Below are 21693 nucleotides of genomic sequence, written 5' to 3'. Positions count from 1 at the left end.
CACATTACCTCTTTGCCAGGCACACGGGGGTTCGAGATAAGCATCCCCGCTTCATGCTTTGGTAAGTCGAGGGATCAGCAATTCGAAAAAACGGTCGGAGTTCACGCCGACCGCTACTTTCGCATTCGGCCGAAGCGCTGCATCGGATACCCTGCTGACGTCTGCGGCATCCTTCATCGGAGCGGAGCCTCGAACCGGATTATGTTTATAGCCATAGCTCGCTCCGGCGGAGTAGAGACCTGCGGTTTCTATCTTGACGAGGTAATCTTCGAGGCGGAGAATCTCGCTGTCGAGGAGCGAAGACATCGCTAAGGGATCATGCATATGAAAGCCACTCGCGCCGCGCTTTCTAGCCAACCCGAACTCCTGGCGGGCGATCTTTGCGGCGGCCATGCTCACAGGCCCGTTAGCTGCCTCCAGCATCGCCAGATGCTTTTCAGTGAATGTCACCTTCTCAGTCACATCCAATCCCACCATGGTGATGGGAACACCAGACCGGAAGACGATATCCGCGGCTTCCGGATCGACGTAAAAGTTGAACTCCGCAGCTGGACTAATGTTCCCACCAGAGAGAGAGCCGCCCATCATCGTGATCTGCGCTATCTTTCCAGCTAACGCAGGATCCGCCTGCAGCGCCTGCGCAATATTTGTGAGTGGGCCCAGGCAGACAAGTGTTATCTCTCCGGGATTCCTGCCAATGATCGCCCGGAGGACGTCGACAGCAGGTTCGGAAACCGGCTTGACAGAGGGCGCGGGGAACTCTGCCCCTGCAAACCCATTCTGCCCATGAACATCCGTTGCAGAGATGAGGCGACGCACCAATGGAGCAGTAGCACCGGCGGCCACCGGAATATCCGTGCGGCCGGCAATCTCTACCAGCCGAAGCGCGTTGGGAAGAGTGAACGAAAGAGGCACGTTCCCCGCAACTGCAGTAATGGCCTCAATCTTCAGTTCTGGGGAAGTTATCGCGAGGAAGATAGCGAAGGCATCATCGACCCCAGGATCGGTATCAATGATGATCCGTCTTGGCCCTGCGCTGCGGCTGGCAATCATTGAAGCTCTCTCGATCTGTCCGAATGTTGTTGATGAAGCAATGCTGGTTGCGGCGAGTGTGAGGCACCCCTGAGATACGAAGCGGCGACGGTTCATAGAATGCATGGCGGAACGAGCCTCTTGAATTTCTGCAGGCTTTACTCTTTCCATCAGACAGCGCATGCCTGTTATGGCTTTGCAGGCATAAGAGGGTTAGTTTCACCCGGCGCGGGCTTTGACAGCAACTCGTAGAACTTCTTTTCCAGCTTTGGAAAGTCGACGTTCATTTGTGCGTGGACCTTCTGAAGCGTGATGACCGGCTTATCCTTATCGTTCCAGATCAACGTGTTCCCATAGGTTGGACCGCGACTGGTGTCAACATCCATATAGACATAACGTTCGCTGGTAATGACCGAGGGATCGAGCCACGCGGCGGCAGCCAGCTCATCCCACATGTAGGATCCGACAGGGTGCGTCGTGTACTTGACCATGTACCGCGCAGCAGGAGAGTCCAGATGCTCCCAGGAGGCAATCATCTGCTCCGTGGGTTTGCTCTGGAGGGAGACGTCGACCGTAGTGTCGATGATCTTTGCCCAGAGAGCACGCAGCGTGATGCTTGCAGCTTCAGGATCGAACCAGAAGTTGAACTCGTGGCGTGGATCGTCAGTGAACTCCTGGTCTGACGTCTGCGGATTAAGGCTGCCACCCATCACGACTAACTCTTTAGCCAGCCCGGCAAACTGTGGATCTATCCGGATAGCCAGGGCGATATTGGTGAGCGGGCCAGCAGCATAGATCGTCACTTGATGCGGATACTGATGCACCATACGGATCATGAAATGCGCAGCATCTTCTTCCGCGGGCTTGGTGGACGGCGCACCTTCGGGCATGGGAGGAATGACGTTGGCAGCATGACCATGAGGACTCCACGCGCCCAGCCACGCAGACCGCCCATAGAGTTGCTCGCTAATGTGGGTCTCCTGCTGGGTGCGGACCAGGGGATACTCGGCACCCGGGTAAACCTTGACGTCGGTGCGCCCGACCAACTCCAGAAGACGAAGGGTATGAGCCATCTCTTCCTCGCGCCACGCATCTCCTGTAACGACGGTGATACCCAGCAGCTTGACCTGGGGAGATTGCAGGAAGACCAGCAGCGCCATCATGTCGGAACCCGCCGGGCCTGAGGCATCCTGATCCACGACGACATACCTCTGCTCCTGCGCGCTCAAAGGGGAACAAGCCATAAAGGCCGGGATTAGGCCGCACAAAGAGAAGGTACAAACTCGAAGCAAAGTACCGCGAAAGGGATTGATCATAAAGAGACAACTTCCTCTAGAAACGCGTCAGCTTATACCAGCATCATCGAAATCCGAGACTGGTTCCAGTTATGCAATTGTGCTGCTCAAACGTGAAATCAGCGAGCAGTGCCTACATTTAGAACTATTCCCTATAGGTGTGGACTAGTTATACATCTTGACCCATCGTTCAAAAAACCGGAATCCGCAAGATCGATCCACGCCCAATACATAGAGAAACGTTCCTAAAAACAAATACTTAAAGACGGATTGAATCTGTCGCTCATTATTTACGGTAGAAGAAATGGCTCCAAAGGGTATCCGATATTAAGTTTTTATGAATCGTTTCACACACAAGATTTCATGGTTGCCACTGCCTGTCAACCAGCCCCAGATACGCCCCCCGAGAGGGCTCTTCGCGGCCCGCATTAAGAAAAATTCTTCTTCGTTATGTAGTCGCAATTGGGTTTTGAGGTGAGTGTTGGCTATGATGCACTCTACATGGATCTGGGGGAATGCTTTGTGTTGATACGAGCCATCGCGCGAAGCTTAATCACGCGTTACTCGCACTTGACTGCGCGTCTAGAACAGCGCAGACCGTGCCTGCCGTTATGGGGGGTTCTTCTCGCCTTCACCTGCCTCAGCCCTACGAGCACACAGGCTCAATGCGCTGGCACCGCCTCAACGCCGAGCGCCGCAGCTGACTGCGCCGCGCATGCGATTCCTCTGGATGGAGTCGCCCAGCTTGATCCGGCCCACTCCTACACCCTGGCCGAGTTGATCGACATCGCCGAGCACAACAATCCCCATACCCGCATCGTCTGGGAACATGCCAAGCAGAAGGCCGAAGAGCTCGGGGTCGCGAAGAGCGCCTACTTCCCTGTCCTTGCAGGAGTCGCAGCTTTTGCAGACGAGCGCATCGTCAATCCTTTTCCAAAGCCTCTCTCTCCCCGTGGCTACAACATGGTGGAAGTCCCGGCAGTCGTGCCCGAGGTTACGCTGGACTACCTCATCTTCGACTTCGGCAAACGCGAGGCGAAGGTAGATGCCGCGACGGCTGAGAAGCTGGCCGCCGGCGCCAACTTCATCCAGGCGAACCAGCAGGTTGCCTTCGCCGTCGCCAGCGCGTACTACAAACTTCTCACGCAACAGGAACGGCTTGAGGCTGCACGACAGACGCTGAAGACCGCTCAAACCACCCAGGATGCCGCCGAAGCACAGCTCCTCAATGGGCGCTCCACACTGCCTGACGTCTTGAATGCACGCGCAGAGACCTCGCAAGCGGTCTTCGACCTGGAATCAGCCGACGGCGACGAGAAGATTGCGCGCGTAACCCTGACGGAAGAGCTCGGCGTCGAGCCTTCACCGGATATCACCATCGACGGACAGAAGAATGCTCCTCTTCCCGATGCGCTGACCCTACCGATCGACGAGTTGATCAAACGCGCCATGGCGGACCGTCCCGACTTGATGGCGCAGGTTGCGGAGATACGAGCGGCCGACGATGCTATTCGCGCCGCGAAGTCCGAGTACCTTCCGAAGATCTCCCTCTCGGCCAACGCAGCGCAGACCTCCGTCTGGCCTACTGCTGACTATGGCCAGCTGGGCAATGCAAGCGAGCCAACCTGGTCGGCAGAGCTGGCCGTGGAGTGGCGGCTGTTTGACGGAGGCGCACGCAAGAACGAACTCGCCGCTGCCCGATCGAGGAAGCGAGAGGCTCAGGACGAGTTGCGCGAGAAGCGCGACCAGACCACACGCGAAGTCTGGACAGCCTACATCGCCTTCCGGTCTGCGCTTCGAAAACAGCAGGCGGCCGTGGCTCTCCTCGATTCCGCCAACTCCTCCTACTCGGCCTCGCTCGAAGCCTACAAATATGGAGTGAAGAACCTTATCGACGTCGTGACCGCTGAGAGACAGTTGGCGCAAGCTCGTTCCTCCGGCGTCTCGGCTCGTTCACAGCTCTTTCTCGAAGCCGTCGACCTGGAGTTCAGCACCGGCAACCTGCTGCGGCCGCTGCCACCCGCAACGAAGACAGCAACAACATCAACCCCGGCATCAACTACGCAACCTCAGGATGGCCAACCACGATGACCCGAAGAACTCTGATCTTCGCTTCAACGATCTGTCTGCTTTGCACCGGCTGCGGCCGTGCGCCGTCGGTCGATATCATCGGCTCTTTCTTCCCCGTCTGGATGGTGTGCCTCACCATCGCCATCGTTCTCGCGTGCATCGTGCGGCTGGTATTGCTGCGTTACAAATTCGAGTCGGAGATCGGGCCGGTCGCTCTCTTCTACCCCGCCCTGGTCATCCTGTTCAGCTGCCTGCTGTGGTTGATCTTCTTTCGCTAAGGACATCCTATGGATCAAGAGACGCAAAGCACTCCTCGCAAACGACTCGGCCGCTGGATTCTCATCGGCGTTGTCGTCGCTGCGGCATTCACTCTTCTGCTGTCCATCTATCAGGTCGATCTCCATCCGCGAACCGACGACGCCAATGTATGGGCCAATTACATTGAGATCGCGCCGGAGGTCAGCGGACGACTCGTCGAGCTGCCCATCAAGGACAACGACTTCGTGAAGAAGGGTGGCCTTCTCTTCGTCATCGACCCACGCCCCTATGAGTATGCGCTGCAGCAGGCGCTGGCGGATCAGGAGCTGCTCGAGCAGCAGATCATCGACGAGAACCGCAAGATCGCTGCGCAGAACAGCGCTGTTGACGCGGCTGGCGCTGCGCTCCATGTCTCACGCACAGGCATTCAAACCGCCAGCAGCAGCATCGATCTGGCCAAAGCCGCTGTCACCCGCGCTCAGGCAGCCAGTGCGGCTGCCGAGGCCAGGTTGAAGTACGCAACCAACGACCTCAATCGTATCCAGCCCTTGCTGCAAAAACAGTACGTCACGGTAGACCAGGTCGACCAGGCCAACACCGCTGTGCGAATCGCCCAGGGAAACTACGACGAATCCCAGGCTGCACTCCTTCAGTCACAGGCTTCGCTCAACCAGGCCATACTGCAGCACGAACAAGCCGGGAACACGGCCGTCGAGTCGCAGGCTCGACTGGGACAGGCCGTCCACACGGTGGACCGCGTAGAGACCTTGCTGGCACAGAGGCCGGCCAAGGCGGCCAAGGTAGACAGCGCGCGGCTCGATCTTGAGCGCACGCGTGTGCTCGCTCCCTTCGATGCCTATGTCACCAACATGAATATCTCCGAAGGCGCTTACGCCCGTCCTGGCGCTCCGATATTCACTCTGATCGATAGCCGCAACTGGTACGTCGTCGCCAACTATCGTGAGTCCAAGCTGAAGAACATCCACCTGGGCTCGCATGTCGACGTCTACGTGATGGGGCACCCCGACCGCAAGTTCGGAGGCCACGTGGAGAGCATCGGCTACGGTGTCTTTCCCGAAGACGGCAGCGTAGCCGGCGGCCTGCCCAACATCGAGCGCACGCTCAACTGGGTGCATCTCTCTGCAAGATTTCCTGTCCGTATCCACATCGACGATCCCGATCCGAACCTGTTCCGCATTGGAGCCACAGCCGTTACGGTCGTGAGGTAGAAGCATGGCCGCAAGCCCCGGAACTGCAAGCCTGAGTACATGGGTCGATCGCTTCTGGCAAGACCTGCAGCCGACACCAGGACGGCTGAACAGTTCCCTGCGCATTGTTCTCTCCACCGTCATCACGCTCCTTCTTCTAATGACCTTGAGGATGCCTTCTGCCTCGATAGGTCTTTACTTCGTCTTTCTCGTGGGGCGTGACTCACCTTCTGTCTCTCTGCGCTCCGGGCTCTTTTCCGTAGTGGCGTTCGCCTTTACGGTGGCTACCGTCATCGCAGTCGTTGCCCTTTCGGACAACAATCCCATGGCGCGGCTGCTGAGCGTCTCGATCGTCGTCTTCCTCTCCGGAATGTTGATGCTCTCCACGAACATCACAGTGCTGGCCTCCACCTGGGGGTTCATCTACTGCACGCTGATCGCATTCTGGGAGACCCATGCCCCGTCCGGCTTTCTCGTCAAGCAGTCGCTCTACATCATCGGAACGGTGTCGGTTGCGGTTCTGTGTTCGGTCGCCGTGGAATATTGCTTTGGAGTCAGGAATCCTGCCGCAGAGCTGCAGAAACAGCGCAGGATTCGCTACGAGGCACTGAGCAAGATGTTCTCGCTCTATGCCCAAGGAGCTTCGCGGGAGCAACTCGTACCCGCTGTTATCGGCGTTTCGCGTCTCGCCGCCTCCGGACAAAACGGGATGCTGCAGCTCTACAACATCATCGTCGACCGAAAACTCGATCCAGGCGCGCTGCCCATTGGGACGCGCGTTCGCATCACCATGCTCGCGCAGTTGATGGATGTCTCCGCCGCCTTCGGAACGCAAAACATCGCGGTCTCGGATCCTGAGCTGCAACGGCGCTGCGGCCACATCGCCGCACTCTGCCTTGACCTGATCCATGACATTCGACCAACGCCCGAGGAGCTGGAGGAACAAAAGTTTGTAGGGTCCATCAATCTTCTCGACCGCGTCGACGAAAACCTGCACGCCATTCTCTCCATGCCCGCAGATATCGCAGGGGAGAAAGACAAAGAGCTGGTTGCGTTGCCGTCTAGCAAAGTGCCTCTCTTTATTCCCGGTGCTTTCACGCGGAAGGAGACCGTCGCCTTTGCGCTGAAACTCAGCTTGTGCGCTACGATCTGCTACATCATTGTCCGCGCCGTGGACTGGCCGGGCATATCCACCTCCGTCATCACGGTTGTGATCTCCGGCCTCAGCACCAGCGGAGCCATCAAGCAGAAACTCATCTTCCGCCTCGTTGGCGCTATCATCGGCGGCCTCATTCTGGGACTGGGAGCCACGATCTACCTCTTCCCACACATGGATTCCATCACCTCGCTGGTCCTGCTCATCGCCGCCATCGCGATGCTTTCAGCGTGGTGGGCGGCTGGACGCCAGTTCAACTATGTGGGGCTGCAGATCGCGTTTGCGTTCTACATCGTAGCCTTCGAGGGTTTCAGCGCACCGATTCAGCTCGCTCCGGCGCGCGACCGTCTCATCGGCATCCTGCTGGCGCTCGTGGTCATGGCCTTCGTCTTCGACCTGCTCTGGCCGGTGCGCACTGTGACGGCGATGCGAGGCTCGCTGGCCTCCATGATGGACATTGCGGCAGAGTATCTGCGGATGACCAACTCGACCAGCAATCTCCGCGAACTTCGACAGCAGGCCGATGCCCTGCGCGATCGGATCGGCAAAACAGTGGGTACTGTCCGAACCATGAGCGAAACGGTGGAGTACGAGTTCGGCGTCGATGTGAAACAACATCTCCTCTCCAGCGAGATGATTCTCAATGCTTCGCTGACTTTGGTCGCTTTCTTCTGGAATCAGTTTGCAGTTCTTCACCGCGAAGAAGATCTCGACTTCCTCAAGCGCCCCGAACTGATTGCGATGCGGAGCAGGATGGCGGAAGGCATGGATACGATGGCGAAAGCCACTGTCAACAAAACGGAGTTCGCTTTGATCGCCCCCCACTCTCTGGTCGATGCCTCGCTTCTGAACCATCCCATTTATGGCGAATTCGCTCGAAACACGGTCGATCGCTACTGCGAGCTGGAGATGGTCGTATCGCGTCTCAGGACGCTGGCGTAGACGCTATGTTTAGCGAATCCCGGCATGAAGAACAGAAGGGCATTCTGTTGGACTGTGCCGTAAAACGGCCTGCCGGAATCAGCCGATAGGGGCGGCTTAAATAGTTGCTTTTGGCAACTATTTGCGTTTAAACTCTATCCATGACGGTCAGCAATCTCCAGGAAGAGGAGCAGATCTCCGCGGTTCGGGAGTTCAATCGTTTCTACACGGCGCGCTTAGGCCTGCTGCGGAAGCGACATCTCGACGGGGACCTCTCTCTGACAGAAGCTCGCATCCTGTACGAGATTGGAGCTCGTCCCGGGCTGACGGCGTCCTCCTTGCGGGAGACTCTTGGACTGAATGCCGGATACATCAGCCGAAGTCTTGCTCTGCTCGCCAAGCGAAAGCTGGTGCGGCAGACGGCCTCCAGGCAGGATGGCCGGGAGAAGCTGCTTACGCTCTCGCCTGCGGGAGAGAACACGGTGGCGTGGCTGAACGAGCAGTCGGCGCTCCAGATACAAGGGCTGCTGGCGAATGTAAGCTCAACGGACCGCGCTGTGCTGTTGGATTCGCTCGCTAAGGTTCGCTCCATCCTGAGCGAAGCTAAGGGAGGTTCGGTTCGAATCGTTCGCTTATCCAAGTCCAACGACGACGCGATTCGATTGCTGCAGGAATATTACGACGCAGTTCACGTCGTCCAGCGGGACACTCCCGAAGCGATTCAGAGGATCATCGACGACCCTTGTTCCGGCGTGTGGCTCGCCTATCTGGAAGAAGAGGCTGTTGGGTGTGTCGTGCTGAGAAAGCTCGCATCCATTCCGTTCGCCGGAGAGTGCAAGAGGCTCTATGTACAGCCTGCAAGCCGGGGGCATCGCATTGCAGAAAAGCTGCTGGATGCCCAGGAAGATTTTGCGCGCGACCAGGGTCTGCGGTGGATCTACCTGGATAGTTATGACGATTTGAAAGTTGCCATCGCTCTCTATCGGAGACGAGGGTACGTTTCGTGCGAACGCTATAACGACAACCCACAGGCGACCGTCTTCCTTCGTAAAAACATCACTCCTCGGGAGTGATGCGCTCGGCATCTATCCCAGCACAACGATGAGGTGGCGAGCCAGGTTATATGACAAAAGCTTTGACGCAACGGTCGCAATGGTTCGCGACGATACGCAACGGTTGTAGTGCTTAGGGCGAGCATTTTTCCCAAATACAAATGCCATCGCGTTCCTTTGCGAACCGTCGCGACCGTTGCGTCAGGGCTTTTCTGTGGAACGATGGCAAGAGTTGATGACGTGCCCTAGGATTGTTGAATAGGCAATGCAGAAAGGCAACTTAGTGAGTCAGATACCCCTTTGGTTTGAGCGCAAGTTTGAGTTTACGTTTCCTGTGGAGCTGTATCCCAATCTGTGTGCGCGTCTGCGCGGCACTCCGGCCAGGCTGGAAGAGACGTTTCGTGGCCGTCCTCACAAAATCCTGATCGAGAAGCCGCAGAAGAAGTGGTCGGCCCAGGAACAGGTCGGTCACCTGCTGGATCTCGAGCCGCTGTGGCTGGCGCGAGTGGAAGACTATGTGGCAGCCAGCAATCAACTCACCGTGACGGATCTGCAGAATCGCAAGACCGATGAGGCGAACCACAATGCGCGCCCCCTGGAAGAGATCCTGCTCGGCTTCCGTGCTGCAAGGGAGAAGCTGCTGAAGCGTTTGAACGAACTGGACTCGTCGCTATTGTCTGGAGCCATTCCGCACCCTCGTTTGAAGACACCGATGCGGCTTGTGGATCATTTGTACTTTGTCGCCGAACACGACGATCACCATCTCGCGCGAATATGGGAGCTGGTTGGGGACATAGAGCCGTCATGAGCGAATGGAAATATTTTCTAGCTAGATAGGCATCGTTCACCCCTGCGCTGAAGCGCCGCTGGCGATGACCTGCGCGGCGACGTCTGGGCTGTCAGCGATTATTCCTTCCACGTGGTGTTATAGCTCTTGCCCTCTACGTTGCTGAGACCCTCGTAGTGGTCCGTCAGCGACGGGTTGACGGCCTGCCTGGTGTGGTGCTGTAGCAGAACGCTCGTGGCGAGCTGTTGCAGGTCGGAGATCGATCCCTGCAAGGATTGCGCTTCGGTCTGCCAGTGCTCCCAGTAGACGACGTACTGGCTGGAGACGCAGGCAATGGCGCCATCGAGACCAGTCGCCGGTTGCTTCTGTTCCTTTTGCAGGAATGCCGTGAGTTTCGCAACGAAGTCGGAGACGCTGACGGATTCGGGGCGCACGCCAACGAAAACCTTTGTGAAGCCTTGCTGCCAGTCGACCGCGTTCTGAAAGAGAAAGTACGGTTGATCGAGCGAGACTGTCGGACCAAGCAACACCGGGAAACCGCTCAGGCTGGCTGGGAATGCGAACACGGTTTTGTGCAGTGAAGAATACGCGCGGCCGGCGACGATTTTTGAGGTGTCCGTATACGACTGCTGCTTCTCGTAAAAGACGAGCGCGATCTCATCGGGAACGCCGGCCGGCTTGCTGGTAGGAAGCACCGTCGGCAGGTAGGCGGTGAGGAAGTAGAGGCGCTGCAACTGGACGGTCACTGGAATGAAAATCGTGCCGAGTGCGGTGAGGAATTCGGAGGACGTGAGTGTGTCGAGTCGGAACCCTCGCCAGACGCGAACGGCGTCCGGAGGCACGGGCCTAGGTGCGGTGGTGGACTGCTTCGATGGTGAGGTCTTAGGCATAACACAGGCTCTCCCTGGTGCTCAACGATGAGGGCCCGGCGAATCAGATGAAGATCAGCAACGTCTTTCCGCCCACGACGACCGGAGTCATGGAAAAAACGGTAGCTGTGGTCTTGGTCAACGGCATGTCGATGGATGATCTCTGGAACCAGATGATTGAGGTTGAAGTGAATTAATGTCAACAAATTCAGATGTTGGCAAAAAGGGTGTCTTTACATTCAGGAGAGGGGCAAGGGTTTCAAACCATCATCCAGAGGTTGCCGAGCCACGCGAGGTCACTCGATCAGGCGCTCTAAGTCCTAGTAATAAAGGAGATAGACTTTTTGCAGATGTGGGTGCGCGTCCAGGAAGGTGGTACTGTTCTGGTCATGACCTCGACCACAGACCGTGGCTTATAGGAAATGCATGCGGCCATATATGTTTCTTATAAGCCACAGAAATGACGAAATCATCCTCGCAATTTGGTCGACCGTGACCGGTGAAGACCGTCCGCTATCGACGCGGGTCTTCATCCCAACGTCCATTCCTTTTCGGAGATGTTGAACTTCAACCTTGAATCCATACCAGTACGTGGCTCAAGCCGCGCTGCAGTAGAAGCATTTGCGGCACCCGTCCAACAGCGCTCAGGGCAGGTTTTAAGTCCGTACCCTTAGCAAAACAGGCCTTAGTTCCTATGGCGTATTTGTGGATACGTCATAGAAGCAATTTAGAATTTACGTATGTCTCTCCTGAAGGTTTTGATCCTGGCCATCGTTCAGGGCCTCGCCGAATTACTGCCCGTCTCCAGTTCCGCCCACGTCGTCGTCGCAGAAAAGCTGCTGGGGCTCGATCCTTCCTCACCAGAGATGACCTTGGTGCTGGTGATGCTGCATACCGGCACGATGTTCGCCGTCATCTTCTATTTCTGGTCGCAGTGGAAACGAGCCTACTTCTCCAGCGGCGACGCCTTCAGGCGCTTCGCCATTCGCGCGATCTGGGCGACGGTGCTGACTGCAGTCATCGGCTATCCTCTGCAGAAGATCATCGCGAAGCTCGCTTTCCCCAACGCTCCCAAAGCGCAGATCGAAGATCTCTTCGGACGCCTCGACCTGGTCGCATACGCGCTGTTTGCCGTTGGCCTGTTGATTCTGTGGGCAGGCATGAAGGAGCGCGAGGCTAAGACTGTCGCGACCAATGCGTATGACCGTTCCGTCGCGCGCTCGGGCGACAACGTCACCTTTGCTCAGGCCGGCTGGATGGGAGCCGTCCAGGGTTTGAGTCTTCCCTTCCGCGGTTTCTCGCGTTCGGGCTCGACCATCTCTACCGGCTTGCTGACCGGAGCGAACCGGGAACGCGCGGAGCGCTTCTCCTTTGCGCTGGCCGTGATTCTCACACCGGCGGTCGTCGGCCGCGAGGCACTGCGTCTGTTGAAGGCTTCGCATGAAGCGGCCGCAGCAGGGGTGACGATCAACCTGCACGCCAGCCTAGTCGCTTCCCTGCTCGGCATGGTCTTCTCGTTCTTCGCCGGGCTCGCCGCGCTGCGGTGGCTGAGCTCATGGCTGGAGAATGGGCGCTGGTATCTGTTCGGGGTTTATTGCCTTGTAGCCAGTTGCGCGGTGTTCTATCTGCACCATATCGGGTATTAGCGCACGTACAAAAATGGTGGATTTGAGCCGCCCCTGTTTGCTCTCCGACATTTCAATGTTGGGGAGCAAACAGGGGCTCTCAAGTCCTGGGTGGAAGCCCCTGAATCGACGGCACAAAGGAAGATAGAAGGCACTACTGACTACACAACCTACTGCCCGAGGATCGGTACCCCACCCACCGCCAGGCTGCGCGCAATACGTTCCTTCCACTCTTCAGGTCCGGTGATGTGAACGCTGGAGCCCTTGGTGTCGACCGCGACGGTTACCGGCATATCGACAACCTCAAACTCATAGATCGCCTCCATCCCAAGGTCCTCGAAGGCAACCAGCCGCGAGTGCTTGATCGCCTTTGAGACAAGGTAAGCCGCTCCGCCGATGGCGATGAGATACACCGCTTCATTGTCGCGGATGGCGTCGATGGCCGCGATACCGCGTTCGGCTTTGCCAACCATGCCCAGCAACCCAGTCTGTTCGAGCATCTGGCGTGTGAACTTGTCCATGCGCGTCGCCGTGGTCGGGCCGGCGGGGCCGACAGCTTCGTCACGCACCGCATCGACCGGGCCAACGTAGTAGATGAAGCGATTCTTGAAGTCGACCGGCAGCTTTTCACCGCGGTTGAGCATGTCGGTCAGGCGCTTGTGGGCGGCGTCGCGGCCGGTGAGCAGCTTGCCGTTGAGCAAAACCACCTCACCCGGCTTCCACGTCTTCACCTCGTCGTGTGTCAGGGTGTCGAGGTTGACGCGCCTCGCGCCCTGCACATCATAGGTCAGCTTTGGCCAGCTCTCCAGCGAAGGCGGAGTGAGCGAGACTGCGCCGTCTCCGTTGAGCACGAAGTGCGCGTGGCGTGTGGCGGCGCAGTTGGGAATCATGGCGACGGGTAGATTGGCGGCATGGGTTGGCCACTCGTTGATCTTGACGTCGAGCACAGTCGTGAGCCCCCCGAGGCCCTGCGCTCCGATGCCAAGCTGGTTGACCTTGTCATGGATCTCGACGCGCAGCTTCTCAATGTTCGTCTGCGGCCCGCGCTGCTTGAGCTCCTGCATGTCGATGTCTTCCATCAGCGCCTGCTTGGCCAGCAGCATGGCCTTTTCGGCCGTGCCGCCGATGCCGATACCGAGCATTCCCGGCGGACACCAGCCTGCGCCCATGGTGGGAACGGTCTTGAGGACCCAGTCGACGATGGAGTCCGACGGGTTCAGCATCACGAACTTCGACTTCGCCTCACTGCCGCCGCCCTTGGCGGCAACGGTCACGTCGACCGTATTGCCTTTGACCAGCGACACCTCGACGACGGAGGGCGTATTGTCCCTTGTGTTCTTGCGGCTGAAGGCCGGGTCGGCAAGGATGCTACCACGCAGCTTGTTGTCCGGGTCGAGCCAAGCACGGCGCACGCCTTCGTCGCACATCTCTTGCAGGCTCAGAGTGGCCGGGCTTCCATCTTTGCCGACGAGATGGCACTCCTGGCCCAACTTGATGAAGACGGTGACGATCCCTGTGTCCTGGCAGAGAGGGCGATGGCCCTCAGCGCACATGCGCGAGTTGACGAGGATCTGCTTCATCGCGTCTTTGGCGGAGGGTGATTGCTCCAGCTCATAGGCTCGAGCGAGGTTTTCGATGTAATCGACGGGGTGGTAGTAGCTGATGTATTGCAGCGCGCCGCGCACGCTTTCGATGAGGTCGTCTTGCTGGATCAAAGTCATAGAAGCACCACTATCTATGATAAGTCCAGTACTCCAAAGACGTCCGCCAACGAAAGTTCGATGGGTGTCCCCTCAAGTCGCAGTGAACCGTCACGATGTGTGATCGTCTTCTCATCTGGCTGCAGTACATAGGCGATACGGTTTGCTGGGTCGAATATCCAGACTTCTGGCACGCCCATCGTAATGTAATCCCGGTATTTCCGAACGGATAGGCTAAAGCGATCTTCTGGAGACAGGATTTCGATACACAGCAGAGGTGGGGTGCGGACGATCTGTTCTCGTGGCCCGGAGGCGGAAACCACACAGACATCGGGCACACGGAAACGCGTTGCAGAAGTTTGAACGCGGACCTCGGGTACAGCACGGATTCCCCAGGCTTTGGCCTGGCGTCTCAAGATGCTGATGATTTCACCTTGCAGATCGCTGTGATCCCACTCCCCCACGTTCCGCTCCTCGATCCGTCCGTCAACGTAATCCACATCTGGTTCGTAACTTGTATGTAGATACTCGTCCACGGTCAGGTAGGGAAGGCGAACTACCGTCGCTGCTGCCATCTCTCACCTCCTGCTAGCTTTCAGCCTACACCTGGTTTCATACCAATTCCAGCAGCTTTGCCCCATATAATCCAACATGTTGGGGTGCCTGAAGCGTGAGCGAGACGATCGTTGAAATTAGGGGCCTGCGTAAGGTCTACAGTGGTAAAAACCCGGTTACTGCGGTCGATGGAATCGATCTGAGTGTGTCCGCGGGGCAGATCTACGGGCTGCTCGGGCCGAACGGCGCGGGCAAAACGACAACCATCTCCATTGCGACGACGCGGGCGCTCCCGACTGCCGGTTCGGTGCGGATCGCTGGCGTGGATGTCGTTGCGCATGCAGCGGTCGCGCGGCGATCGATCGGGGTGGTGCCGCAGTACAACACGCTGGATCGCTCCTGCACTGTCGAAGAGAACATCTTCTTTCACTGCCTCTACTTTGGAATGTCGCGCGTCGAAGCTCGGGCCCGCACAGCGCAGTTGCTGGAGCAGTTCCGCCTAAGCGACCGTGCGAAGGCGTATCCGCAGGCCTTGAGCGGAGGTCTCGCGCAGCGTCTGCAGATCGGGCGTGCCATCGCGCACCGTCCCAAGGTGCTGTTCCTTGACGAACCCAGCGCTGGCCTCGATCCGCAGAGCCGCATCGCCATGTGGGAGGCTGTGAGCGGCCTTCGCAACGAGGGGATCACCGTGGTGCTGACCACGCACTACATGGAAGAGGCCGACGAGTTGTGCGATCGGCTGGCCATCATCGACCACGGAAAGATCCTGGTCGAAGATACTCCGACTGCGCTGAAGGCGAGCGTTGGCGGAGACAAGATCTATGAACTGCGTCTGCACGACGGCGACCGCAGCGGACAGTTGGAAGCGCGTCTGCGCGGCCTAAGTGGCGTGAACGGCGTTGAGTCCATCGACAACGGCGGCGGTCTGCGCGTGCTCGCCAAGGCGCAGGATGGGCTGCTGGCGAGCGTCGTTACAACGGCCAACGAGTTTGGATTGCGCGATGTGACGACGGCTGAGCCGGGCCTGGAGACGGTGTTTATCCGGCTGACCGGCCGCGATCTGCGCGAGTAAGGATTGAGGATGAGCGATATGGCGACGAGCGTTGCAGTAATGAGTGAGACAAGCCTGAACCGGCGCACAACCTACACCCGCGCGTTTGCCGGTCTGATGCTGCGCGACCTGCGCGTGCTGGGCCGCGAGCTTGCTCCCTTTCTGATTCGTGTGGCTATGAACCCACTGCTGTTTCTCTTCATCTTCACCTACGTGATGCCTCACATGACCGGCGGTGCAGGACAGAATCCGACGGCACAGATGGCAGGAGCCGCCGGCGGTTTCGGCACGGTGCTGCTGCCGGGGTTGATGGCCGTGGGGATCATGTTCTCCGGCATAGCGGCGGTGGCGCTGCCCTTAGCGCAGGAGTTCGGCATTACGCGCGAGATCGACGACCGCGTGATGTGTCCGCTGCCGATTGCAGCGGTGGCCGCGGAGAAGATCATCTTCTCTGCCCTGCAGAGCCTGATCGCGGCGGCTGTTGTCTTTCCGCTGGCCTACTACATTCCGAGCACGCCGGTGGCGGCGCATGTATCGAGCTGGTGGTTTCTGGGCACGGTACTCGTGCTGGCGAGCCTGCTTGCAGGGGCCCTGGGCCTGACGATCGGCACCGCAGTGCAGCCGAAACAGATTGGTCTGATCTTCGGCGTGGTGATTATGCCGATCACGTTTCTAGGCTGTGTCTACTATCCGTGGGCTGCGCTCACGCACCTGCGTTGGCTACAGTATGGCGTGCTGATCAATCCAATCGTGTACATGAGCGAAGGCCTGCGTGCGTCGCTGACTCCGTCGCTCGGCCATATGCCAGACGCGATGATTCTGGCGATGCTGTGCTTCTTCCTCGCGCTGCTGACGTGGCTGGGGATCAAAGGATTTCGGCGTCGGGTTCTAAGCTAAGCAATCTTCGCTCCGGTTGTTAGCGCCAACTCGATTGAGGTCCCAAGGCTATGCTGGTTGATCGTTCATTTGTTGGCCGTGTTGGAGGTACTGGTTTTCTCGTGCTTCTGGCGATAGCGGTGCTATGTGGGTATTTTCTAATCGCAGGCTCGCATTACATCGCGTACAGGGTGGGACGGCGCGTTGTGGTCGATAAAGGTTTGTATTACCCCTACAGCGTGGCCGTTGATAGCCGTGGAAACGTCTACGTTGCCGATTCCCGTCACAATCGCGTGTTGAAGGAGACGCCTTCCGGCGATGGCTATATCCAAAGCGATGTAGTGGTTGGCCTGGCCGTTTCCTATGGTACTGCTGTGGACAACGATGGCCATATGACGGAGGGCAAGGAACGCGGCAAGGTGGACCGTCCCTATGGAGTAGCCGTGGATGGCAGCGGGAATGTTTACATCTCCGATTATGGCAATAGCCGTGTGCTGAAGGAGACGGCCTCCGGCAACACCTACACGCAGAGCGTTATTACTACCGATGTAGAAAGTCCCTATGGTCTTGCCGTGGACAGCCACGGCGCCGTCTATATTGCGGACTATAGCCGAAACCGTGTCATAAAGGAGTCTCCCTCTGGCGATAGTTACGTCGAGAGTCTCGTAGCCTCATCTGGCTTAAAGGATCCGCTGGGTGTGGCGGTGGATCGCCAGGGAACTGTCTATATTGCCGATTCCGACAACTACCGTGTGCTGAAAGAGTCTGTGTCCGGTACCGGCTATGTCGAGAGTACGCTTGCCAGTGATCTGGACAGTCCTCGTGGTGTCGCTGTAGACGATAGCGGGAATGTCTACATCGTGGGCTATGGGGGCGGCTTCATCTACAAGGAGACCTTCTCCGGTGGACAATATGTACAGACCCATCTGGGCTCGATGCTGAGCCTGTACTACCCCCGTGGCATAGCCGTGAGCGGCAGCGGCAGTCTTTACATCGCTGATTCCGGCAACCACCGCGTGCTGAAGCAGCAGCGCACGCAAGGGTATGCCTGGGTCGCGAAGTAGAGATGTATTAGGCCAGCTTCGCCGCAAGGTCCTTCGCGATCAGGTCCCCGTGAAACCGCCCGTTCTCGATAAAGATCTCATTCGTGCGCTCCCCCGCAACGATGACGCCCGCAAGATAGATTCCCCGCACATTCGATTCGTGCGTCTTGGGATTGCAGATGGGGCAGCGTGCGTTGGAGCTGTCGAGCTTCACTCCCAGCGACTCGATGAAGGCGAAGTCCGGGTGGTAGCCCGTCAGTGCAAAGACAAACTGGTTGGGCAGCACCTTCGGTCCGCCCGGCGTAAGCAGTGTCACCGAGTCTTCGGTGATCTCGCTGACCGTCGTTGAGAAGTGCGCGGTGATCTCGCCGTTCTTGATCCGGTTCTCAATATCAGGCTTGATCCAGTACTTGATATGGCGATGCAGCTCCGCGCCGCGATGCACCAGCGTGACGCGCGCGCCATGCCGCCACAGGTCAAGCGCCGCGATGGCCGCGGAGTTCTTGCCGCCGATGATCAGCACATCCTGCGCGAAGAACGGGTGCGGCTCATGGTAGTAGTGCTTCACCTTGGGCAGGTCTTCGCCGGGAAGGCCAAGATAGTTCGGCAGGTCGTAGTAGCCCGTGGACACGATCAGCTTGCGCGCGCGGTGGGCGAGCTTGCGGCCGAACTGATCGGTGGTATGCACGGTGAAGTCGCCATCCGCGCCGCTGATGCGGTCGACGTTCTGGTACTGCCGCACGTCGAGACGGTAGTGCTCGGCAACCTTGCGGTAGTACTCCAGGGCCTCCGAGCGCGTGGGCTTCTGGTTCGGCGACGAAAACGGCATGTTGCCGATCTCCAGCAGCTCCGGCGTGGTGAAGAACGTCATATGTGCCGGATAGTGGAAGAGCGAGTTGGTCAGGCAGCCCTTGTCCACGAGGACAACGCGCAAGCCGGCATTCTGCGCGGCGATGGCACAGGCAAGACCGGTAGGACCGGCGCCGATGACGAGGACATCGTGGAGAGTTTCGCTCATATGTTCTATTGTATGGATGCTCCAACGGGCAAGAAGCTTCACGGCTGCTGCCGGGTAAGGATAAAGTAGTGGCCATGGCGGAGATGCGCTGGGCGCCCCGATGAAGACGTCACTCACGCTGGTCGCGGCGCTGCTTTGGCAGATGGCAAGCGTGTCCGCCGGCCCGATCTCGGACCCGCGGCATCTTCGCTATGAGCGAGCGGTTGCCTTGCCCGATGGGTCCGCAGGGCAGGCCTGCGTGATGCTGGACGCCACGGTATTTGCTCATGCCGCTACAGAATCCCTGAACGACCTGCGGCTCTATGCGAAGAATTCAGGCGTTGAAGTTCCCTTCACGCTGACCGAGAGCGAGACCCAGCACCCGGAAGAGGAACCGACGCAGGTGCGGAATGTGGAAGGCCGCAACGGCGATGTGAGCTTCGATATCGTCATGCCGTCGCGCCCTTACACCGCTGTGGTGCTGGATCTCGCGGCAAAGGACTTTCTGGCTACGGCGCAGGTCTACGGGATGCAGGGTATCGGGAAGAGAACGGATCTGGGCAGCTTTGCGTTGTTCGACCTCAGCGCGCAGCACCTCTCTCGTTCTACGACTCTGCCGCTCCAGGAGTCGTCGTTCTCCGAGCTGCACGTCGTGCTGCATCTGGCCCCAGCCCCAGGCTCGCAGAACCACAATCTTGGCCCGGCAATCGTGAAAGCGGCGAGCGTGCCGCCGAGCCGCGAGGCTCAGACGCTCTACACAGCGGTTGCGGAGACAACGACGTTCGCACAACGCGGTCATGAAAGCCTCGCTGCGATCCGCGTCCCCGCGCATGTTCCGGTGGAGCGCGTCTCGCTGGCTCTCGACTCCGGCTTCGATAAGAACTTTGCACGCACAGTAGATATAACAGCAACGCCGGATGCAACTCGGGACAGAGAGGCCATCGAGACGATCCATGGAGAGATCTCGCGCGTGAAGTTGGCCGCTGGCAGCAGCTCAGGCGTGCCGGGTGTTCCTATCGATAGCCGCGGGATGAGCGTCGATGCCGTGCTCGGAGCGAACCTCCGCAACGGCGCAACGGTTGATCTTGCGATCGAGAATGACGGGAACCAACCTTTGCCGTTGCGGTCTGTGCGATTGGAGATGCGGCAGCGCAAGATTTGCTTCGACGCTGCAGCCAACAGCGCACCTTATATCCTGATGTATGGAGATGCGGTGTTGCGTGCTCCGCTCTACAACTATGCTCGGCTGTTTCACTCGGCTGCGCAGCCGGTCGTTGCAACGCTGGGTCCAGAGCAGGTAAATCCCAGCTTCATCGCACGGGTAGACAGGCGGTCCTATAGTGAGAGGCATCCTGAGCTGCTGTGGACTTTGCTGCTCGCCGTGTTCGCCGTTTTAGGCAGTATTGCTCTGCGCAACAACCGAAGGCATCGGCAGCGGAACTAAGAAGATCAATAGACTCAACACCGCCGCTCACCAGTGGCCGTGCACAGAGTCATTCGAATGAGGGATGAGAAGCATGCAGGGTGTTTGCCGGGTTGTGGTCGCGTTGATGATGGCGGGAACGTTTGCGGTTCCCACGCCTATGACAGCGCAGGCGAGTCCAGTGCCGTCGCGGAACGCGATTGTCGAAGGCAAACGTGCCCTGGCAGCGAAGCAGTTCTTTCAGGCTAAGACGACGTTTGCGGGGTTCCTGCTGGAGCATCCCGACAGTATCGAAGGTCAAATCGGGCTGGCCGATGCAGAGCTTGGACTGCATGAGTATGAGGCGGCCGAACTGCAGTACCGGCGCGTCGTCGCCGTGCAGCCGGAGATGTGGAGCGCGCACAAGAACCTGGTAGTCGTCGAAGCCGCGTTGGACCGGTGGGACGAGTTCGATCGTGAGCGTGCGCTGCTGCGCGGGGCTCGCCAGCGCGGCGCACCGGGCATTACCGCCCGCGAGAGTGACGTGATCGACGGCTTTATGGTCCGCGGCCAGCGCTGGATTGTGCGGGAGTACTTCGAGCCTGTCGGACGTTCGCTGACCCGCTACAACTTCGAGCACTTTTCACCCGACGGCAAAGCCGAAGAGTACATCTCGCTGGAATCCGCCGAAGCCGCGCAGAGGGCGCTCACAACCGGCGATGTCCGCATCGGTACCGACCCCGGCGCTGTGGTCATAAAAGACTTCGCGCTCAACTGGTACACCGGCAAAGCCCACGGCACAGTGGCACGCTACGCCTCTGGCGAGCCGAGCTACGAGCGGGTGCGTGCGGATGTGTTGCGCTGGCTGCGCAGATCGATTGCCACAAAACCAGCCGATAAATAGATAGAGTCGCGAACACTTTTGGTTTTACGATGGTCTGGATCAAGGAGGGAAGGTCTATGCGAGGCTGGATATTCCAGGCGGTTAGCAGCGTGTGTGTGATAGCGGCTTTTGGACTGCTCGAGCCCGTAGCATTTGCTCAATCAACTACAGGAACAGCAACGGTCGACCCACTCGCTGTCGGAAAAGCCGCGCTAGGAAAAGAGGATTATGCGAGCGCACAGCAGTTCTTCGAAAACGTTCTGAAGGACAACCCGAAAGATGCTGAGGCCATGTTTCTCGAGGGCAACGCGGAACTGGGGCTAAAACATTATGCCGAGGCCGAGAAGATGTATCGCTCGGTGCTGGCACTGGATCCCGGCACGTGGAGTGCTCATGTCAATCTTGTGCTCCTTTATGCAGAGCAGGAGCGTTGGAAGGATTTTGAGGTTGAGCGCGCGCTTATTGCGGAGGCACGTGCCGAGCATAAACCCGGATTGGCTGCCCAGGGCACGGATGCCATCGATACCTTCTATGTAAATGGGCAGCGTTATGTTGTTCACGAATACGATCCACTCCTGGGCAAGTTCCATACGAAGTACAACTTTGCCCATGTCGATAGCGAACGAAAGGCCGATAGCTGGATAGCCTGCGAATCGGATGACGTCGACCAAACCTCCTTTGCAAAAGCTCATCCGAAGGAAGCGGCAGAGGGCAAGCGCAGTTTTTCGCTCGACTCATACAGTGCGATAAAGACGCTGCCGAATGGCAATCTTACGCAGACGCATGGAACCATCAAGTTCTACAGCGACGGCGAACCAAGTTACGAAACAGTGCGTACGGATGTCATTCAAACGCTCTCTGGCAAATCGGGGCCAATGAGTTCGTCGACAACAAACCAAAAGTAGACCTATGA

At 58.2% G+C, this 21693-nt stretch carries 20 protein-coding genes; 14 read left to right on the top strand and 6 right to left on the bottom strand.

Annotated elements, in window-relative coordinates; translation table 11 throughout:
• Window positions 1-51: 51 nt before the first annotated feature.
• Both GSQ91_RS14055 and GSQ91_RS14050 read right to left on the bottom strand, forming a co-directional pair.
• Window positions 52-1158, bottom strand: a complete 1107-nt coding sequence (locus GSQ91_RS14055) for a nucleoside hydrolase (RefSeq protein ID WP_158822395.1) — start codon at window positions 1156-1158, stop codon at window positions 52-54.
• A gap of 62 nt (window positions 1159-1220) precedes the next feature.
• Entirely contained in the window at window positions 1221-2348 is a 1128-nt protein-coding gene (locus GSQ91_RS14050) for a nucleoside hydrolase (RefSeq protein ID WP_254064591.1), read from the bottom strand.
• Window positions 2349-2828: 480 nt separating this feature from the next.
• On the opposite strand from GSQ91_RS14050, the gene GSQ91_RS14045 reads away from it, so the two are divergent.
• The 6 genes from GSQ91_RS14045 to GSQ91_RS14020 all read left to right on the top strand — a co-directional run bounded on the left by GSQ91_RS14045 (window position 2829) and on the right by GSQ91_RS14020 (window position 9800).
• On the top strand, window positions 2829-4418 hold the full coding sequence (locus tag GSQ91_RS14045) for a TolC family protein (RefSeq protein ID WP_158822394.1): 1590 nt from the start codon (window positions 2829-2831) through the stop codon (window positions 4416-4418).
• Window positions 4415-4675: a YtcA family lipoprotein gene (locus GSQ91_RS14040; RefSeq protein ID WP_158822393.1), complete on the top strand. Its 261-nt coding sequence runs from the start codon at window positions 4415-4417 to the stop codon at window positions 4673-4675. The genes GSQ91_RS14045 and GSQ91_RS14040 overlap by 4 nt, the downstream gene beginning before the upstream one ends.
• Window positions 4676-4684: 9 nt before the next feature.
• Window positions 4685-5884 carry a biotin/lipoyl-binding protein gene (locus GSQ91_RS14035; protein WP_158822392.1) on the top strand — a complete coding sequence of 400 codons (1200 nt, stop codon included), beginning with the start codon at window positions 4685-4687 and terminating at the stop codon, window positions 5882-5884.
• Window positions 5885-5888: 4 nt separating this feature from the next.
• Window positions 5889-7961, top strand: a complete 2073-nt coding sequence (locus GSQ91_RS14030; protein WP_158822391.1) for an FUSC family protein — start codon at window positions 5889-5891, stop codon at window positions 7959-7961.
• A gap of 140 nt (window positions 7962-8101) precedes the next feature.
• Entirely contained in the window at window positions 8102-9013 is a 912-nt protein-coding gene (locus tag GSQ91_RS14025) for a helix-turn-helix domain-containing GNAT family N-acetyltransferase (protein WP_158822390.1), read from the top strand.
• A 262-nt stretch (window positions 9014-9275) separates the two neighbouring features.
• A complete protein-coding gene (locus GSQ91_RS14020) occupies window positions 9276-9800 on the top strand; it encodes a DinB family protein (protein WP_158822389.1) in 525 nt (174 codons plus the stop codon).
• Window positions 9801-9898: 98 nt separating this feature from the next.
• Here the strand turns inward: GSQ91_RS14020 and GSQ91_RS14015 are convergent, their stop codons facing one another.
• Window positions 9899-10669, bottom strand: a complete 771-nt coding sequence (locus tag GSQ91_RS14015) for a hypothetical protein (protein WP_158822388.1) — start codon at window positions 10667-10669, stop codon at window positions 9899-9901.
• A 47-nt stretch (window positions 10670-10716) separates the two neighbouring features.
• Here GSQ91_RS14015 and GSQ91_RS26075 point away from each other — a divergent pair, with 47 nt between their 5' ends.
• Both GSQ91_RS26075 and GSQ91_RS14010 read left to right on the top strand, forming a co-directional pair.
• A complete protein-coding gene (locus tag GSQ91_RS26075) occupies window positions 10717-10845 on the top strand; it encodes a hypothetical protein (RefSeq protein WP_256370384.1) in 129 nt (42 codons plus the stop codon).
• Between the two features lie 543 nt (window positions 10846-11388).
• Window positions 11389-12294 (top strand): undecaprenyl-diphosphate phosphatase, encoded by a 906-nt coding sequence (locus tag GSQ91_RS14010; RefSeq protein WP_158822387.1) that lies wholly within the window; start codon window positions 11389-11391, stop codon window positions 12292-12294.
• A 149-nt stretch (window positions 12295-12443) separates the two neighbouring features.
• On the opposite strand, the gene GSQ91_RS14005 is transcribed toward GSQ91_RS14010, so the two are convergent.
• Both GSQ91_RS14005 and GSQ91_RS14000 read right to left on the bottom strand, forming a co-directional pair.
• A complete protein-coding gene (locus tag GSQ91_RS14005) occupies window positions 12444-13994 on the bottom strand; it encodes a fumarate hydratase (RefSeq protein WP_158822386.1) in 1551 nt (516 codons plus the stop codon).
• A gap of 14 nt (window positions 13995-14008) precedes the next feature.
• Complete coding sequence (locus GSQ91_RS14000; protein ID WP_158822385.1) at window positions 14009-14548, bottom strand: Uma2 family endonuclease; 540 nt, start codon at window positions 14546-14548, stop codon at window positions 14009-14011.
• Between the two features lie 95 nt (window positions 14549-14643).
• Here GSQ91_RS14000 and GSQ91_RS13995 point away from each other — a divergent pair, with 95 nt between their 5' ends.
• Genes GSQ91_RS13995 through GSQ91_RS13985 form a run of 3 tightly spaced genes read left to right on the top strand, consistent with a single transcriptional unit; the run spans window position 14644 to window position 17519 of the window.
• Window positions 14644-15600 (top strand): ABC transporter ATP-binding protein, encoded by a 957-nt coding sequence (locus GSQ91_RS13995; RefSeq protein WP_158822384.1) that lies wholly within the window; start codon window positions 14644-14646, stop codon window positions 15598-15600.
• An 18-nt stretch (window positions 15601-15618) separates the two neighbouring features.
• Window positions 15619-16476 (top strand): ABC transporter permease, encoded by an 858-nt coding sequence (locus tag GSQ91_RS13990; protein ID WP_158822383.1) that lies wholly within the window; start codon window positions 15619-15621, stop codon window positions 16474-16476.
• A gap of 50 nt (window positions 16477-16526) precedes the next feature.
• The gene (locus GSQ91_RS13985; RefSeq protein WP_158822382.1) at window positions 16527-17519 is read left to right on the top strand and encodes an NHL repeat-containing protein; all 993 of its coding nucleotides are present in this window, start codon (window positions 16527-16529) and stop codon (window positions 17517-17519) included.
• Window positions 17520-17526: 7 nt separating this feature from the next.
• Here GSQ91_RS13985 and GSQ91_RS13980 read toward each other — a convergent pair whose 3' ends face one another.
• On the bottom strand, window positions 17527-18516 hold the full coding sequence (locus GSQ91_RS13980) for a YpdA family putative bacillithiol disulfide reductase (RefSeq protein ID WP_158822381.1): 990 nt from the start codon (window positions 18514-18516) through the stop codon (window positions 17527-17529).
• A gap of 100 nt (window positions 18517-18616) precedes the next feature.
• On the opposite strand from GSQ91_RS13980, the gene GSQ91_RS13975 reads away from it, so the two are divergent.
• The 3 genes from GSQ91_RS13975 to GSQ91_RS13965 all read left to right on the top strand — a co-directional run bounded on the left by GSQ91_RS13975 (window position 18617) and on the right by GSQ91_RS13965 (window position 21685).
• A complete protein-coding gene (locus GSQ91_RS13975; protein ID WP_158822380.1) occupies window positions 18617-19939 on the top strand; it encodes a hypothetical protein in 1323 nt (440 codons plus the stop codon).
• Window positions 19940-20003: 64 nt separating this feature from the next.
• A complete protein-coding gene (locus GSQ91_RS13970) occupies window positions 20004-20801 on the top strand; it encodes a lipopolysaccharide assembly protein LapB (RefSeq protein ID WP_158822379.1) in 798 nt (265 codons plus the stop codon).
• Between the two features lie 56 nt (window positions 20802-20857).
• Window positions 20858-21685, top strand: coding sequence for a lipopolysaccharide assembly protein LapB (locus GSQ91_RS13965; RefSeq protein ID WP_158822378.1), 828 nt, complete (start codon window positions 20858-20860; stop codon window positions 21683-21685).
• Window positions 21686-21693 lie beyond the last annotated feature (8 nt).

This window comes from Granulicella sp. S156, assembly GCF_009766105.1.
In the GTDB taxonomy this organism is placed as follows: domain Bacteria; phylum Acidobacteriota; class Terriglobia; order Terriglobales; family Acidobacteriaceae; genus Granulicella.
This window is presented reverse-complemented; position numbering and strand designations above follow the sequence as displayed.

Coding starts and splice junctions, on each gene's coding strand:
- GSQ91_RS14055 (WP_158822395.1), bottom strand. CDS start 1,158: ATGCATTCTATGAACCGTCGCCGCTTCGTATCTCAGGGGTGCCTCACA.
- GSQ91_RS14050 (WP_254064591.1), bottom strand. CDS start 2,348: ATGATCAATCCCTTTCGCGGTACTTTGCTTCGAGTTTGTACCTTCTCT.
- GSQ91_RS14045 (WP_158822394.1), top strand. CDS start 2,829: ATGGATCTGGGGGAATGCTTTGTGTTGATACGAGCCATCGCGCGAAGC.
- GSQ91_RS14040 (WP_158822393.1), top strand. CDS start 4,415: ATGACCCGAAGAACTCTGATCTTCGCTTCAACGATCTGTCTGCTTTGC.
- GSQ91_RS14035 (WP_158822392.1), top strand. CDS start 4,685: ATGGATCAAGAGACGCAAAGCACTCCTCGCAAACGACTCGGCCGCTGG.
- GSQ91_RS14030 (WP_158822391.1), top strand. CDS start 5,889: ATGGCCGCAAGCCCCGGAACTGCAAGCCTGAGTACATGGGTCGATCGC.
- GSQ91_RS14025 (WP_158822390.1), top strand. CDS start 8,102: ATGACGGTCAGCAATCTCCAGGAAGAGGAGCAGATCTCCGCGGTTCGG.
- GSQ91_RS14015 (WP_158822388.1), bottom strand. CDS start 10,669: ATGCCTAAGACCTCACCATCGAAGCAGTCCACCACCGCACCTAGGCCC.
- GSQ91_RS26075 (WP_256370384.1), top strand. CDS start 10,717: ATGAAGATCAGCAACGTCTTTCCGCCCACGACGACCGGAGTCATGGAA.
- GSQ91_RS14010 (WP_158822387.1), top strand. CDS start 11,389: ATGTCTCTCCTGAAGGTTTTGATCCTGGCCATCGTTCAGGGCCTCGCC.
- GSQ91_RS14005 (WP_158822386.1), bottom strand. CDS start 13,994: ATGACTTTGATCCAGCAAGACGACCTCATCGAAAGCGTGCGCGGCGCG.
- GSQ91_RS14000 (WP_158822385.1), bottom strand. CDS start 14,548: ATGGCAGCAGCGACGGTAGTTCGCCTTCCCTACCTGACCGTGGACGAG.
- GSQ91_RS13990 (WP_158822383.1), top strand. CDS start 15,619: ATGGCGACGAGCGTTGCAGTAATGAGTGAGACAAGCCTGAACCGGCGC.
- GSQ91_RS13985 (WP_158822382.1), top strand. CDS start 16,527: ATGCTGGTTGATCGTTCATTTGTTGGCCGTGTTGGAGGTACTGGTTTT.
- GSQ91_RS13980 (WP_158822381.1), bottom strand. CDS start 18,516: ATGAGCGAAACTCTCCACGATGTCCTCGTCATCGGCGCCGGTCCTACC.
- GSQ91_RS13975 (WP_158822380.1), top strand. CDS start 18,617: ATGAAGACGTCACTCACGCTGGTCGCGGCGCTGCTTTGGCAGATGGCA.
- GSQ91_RS13970 (WP_158822379.1), top strand. CDS start 20,004: ATGAGAAGCATGCAGGGTGTTTGCCGGGTTGTGGTCGCGTTGATGATG.
- GSQ91_RS13965 (WP_158822378.1), top strand. CDS start 20,858: ATGCGAGGCTGGATATTCCAGGCGGTTAGCAGCGTGTGTGTGATAGCG.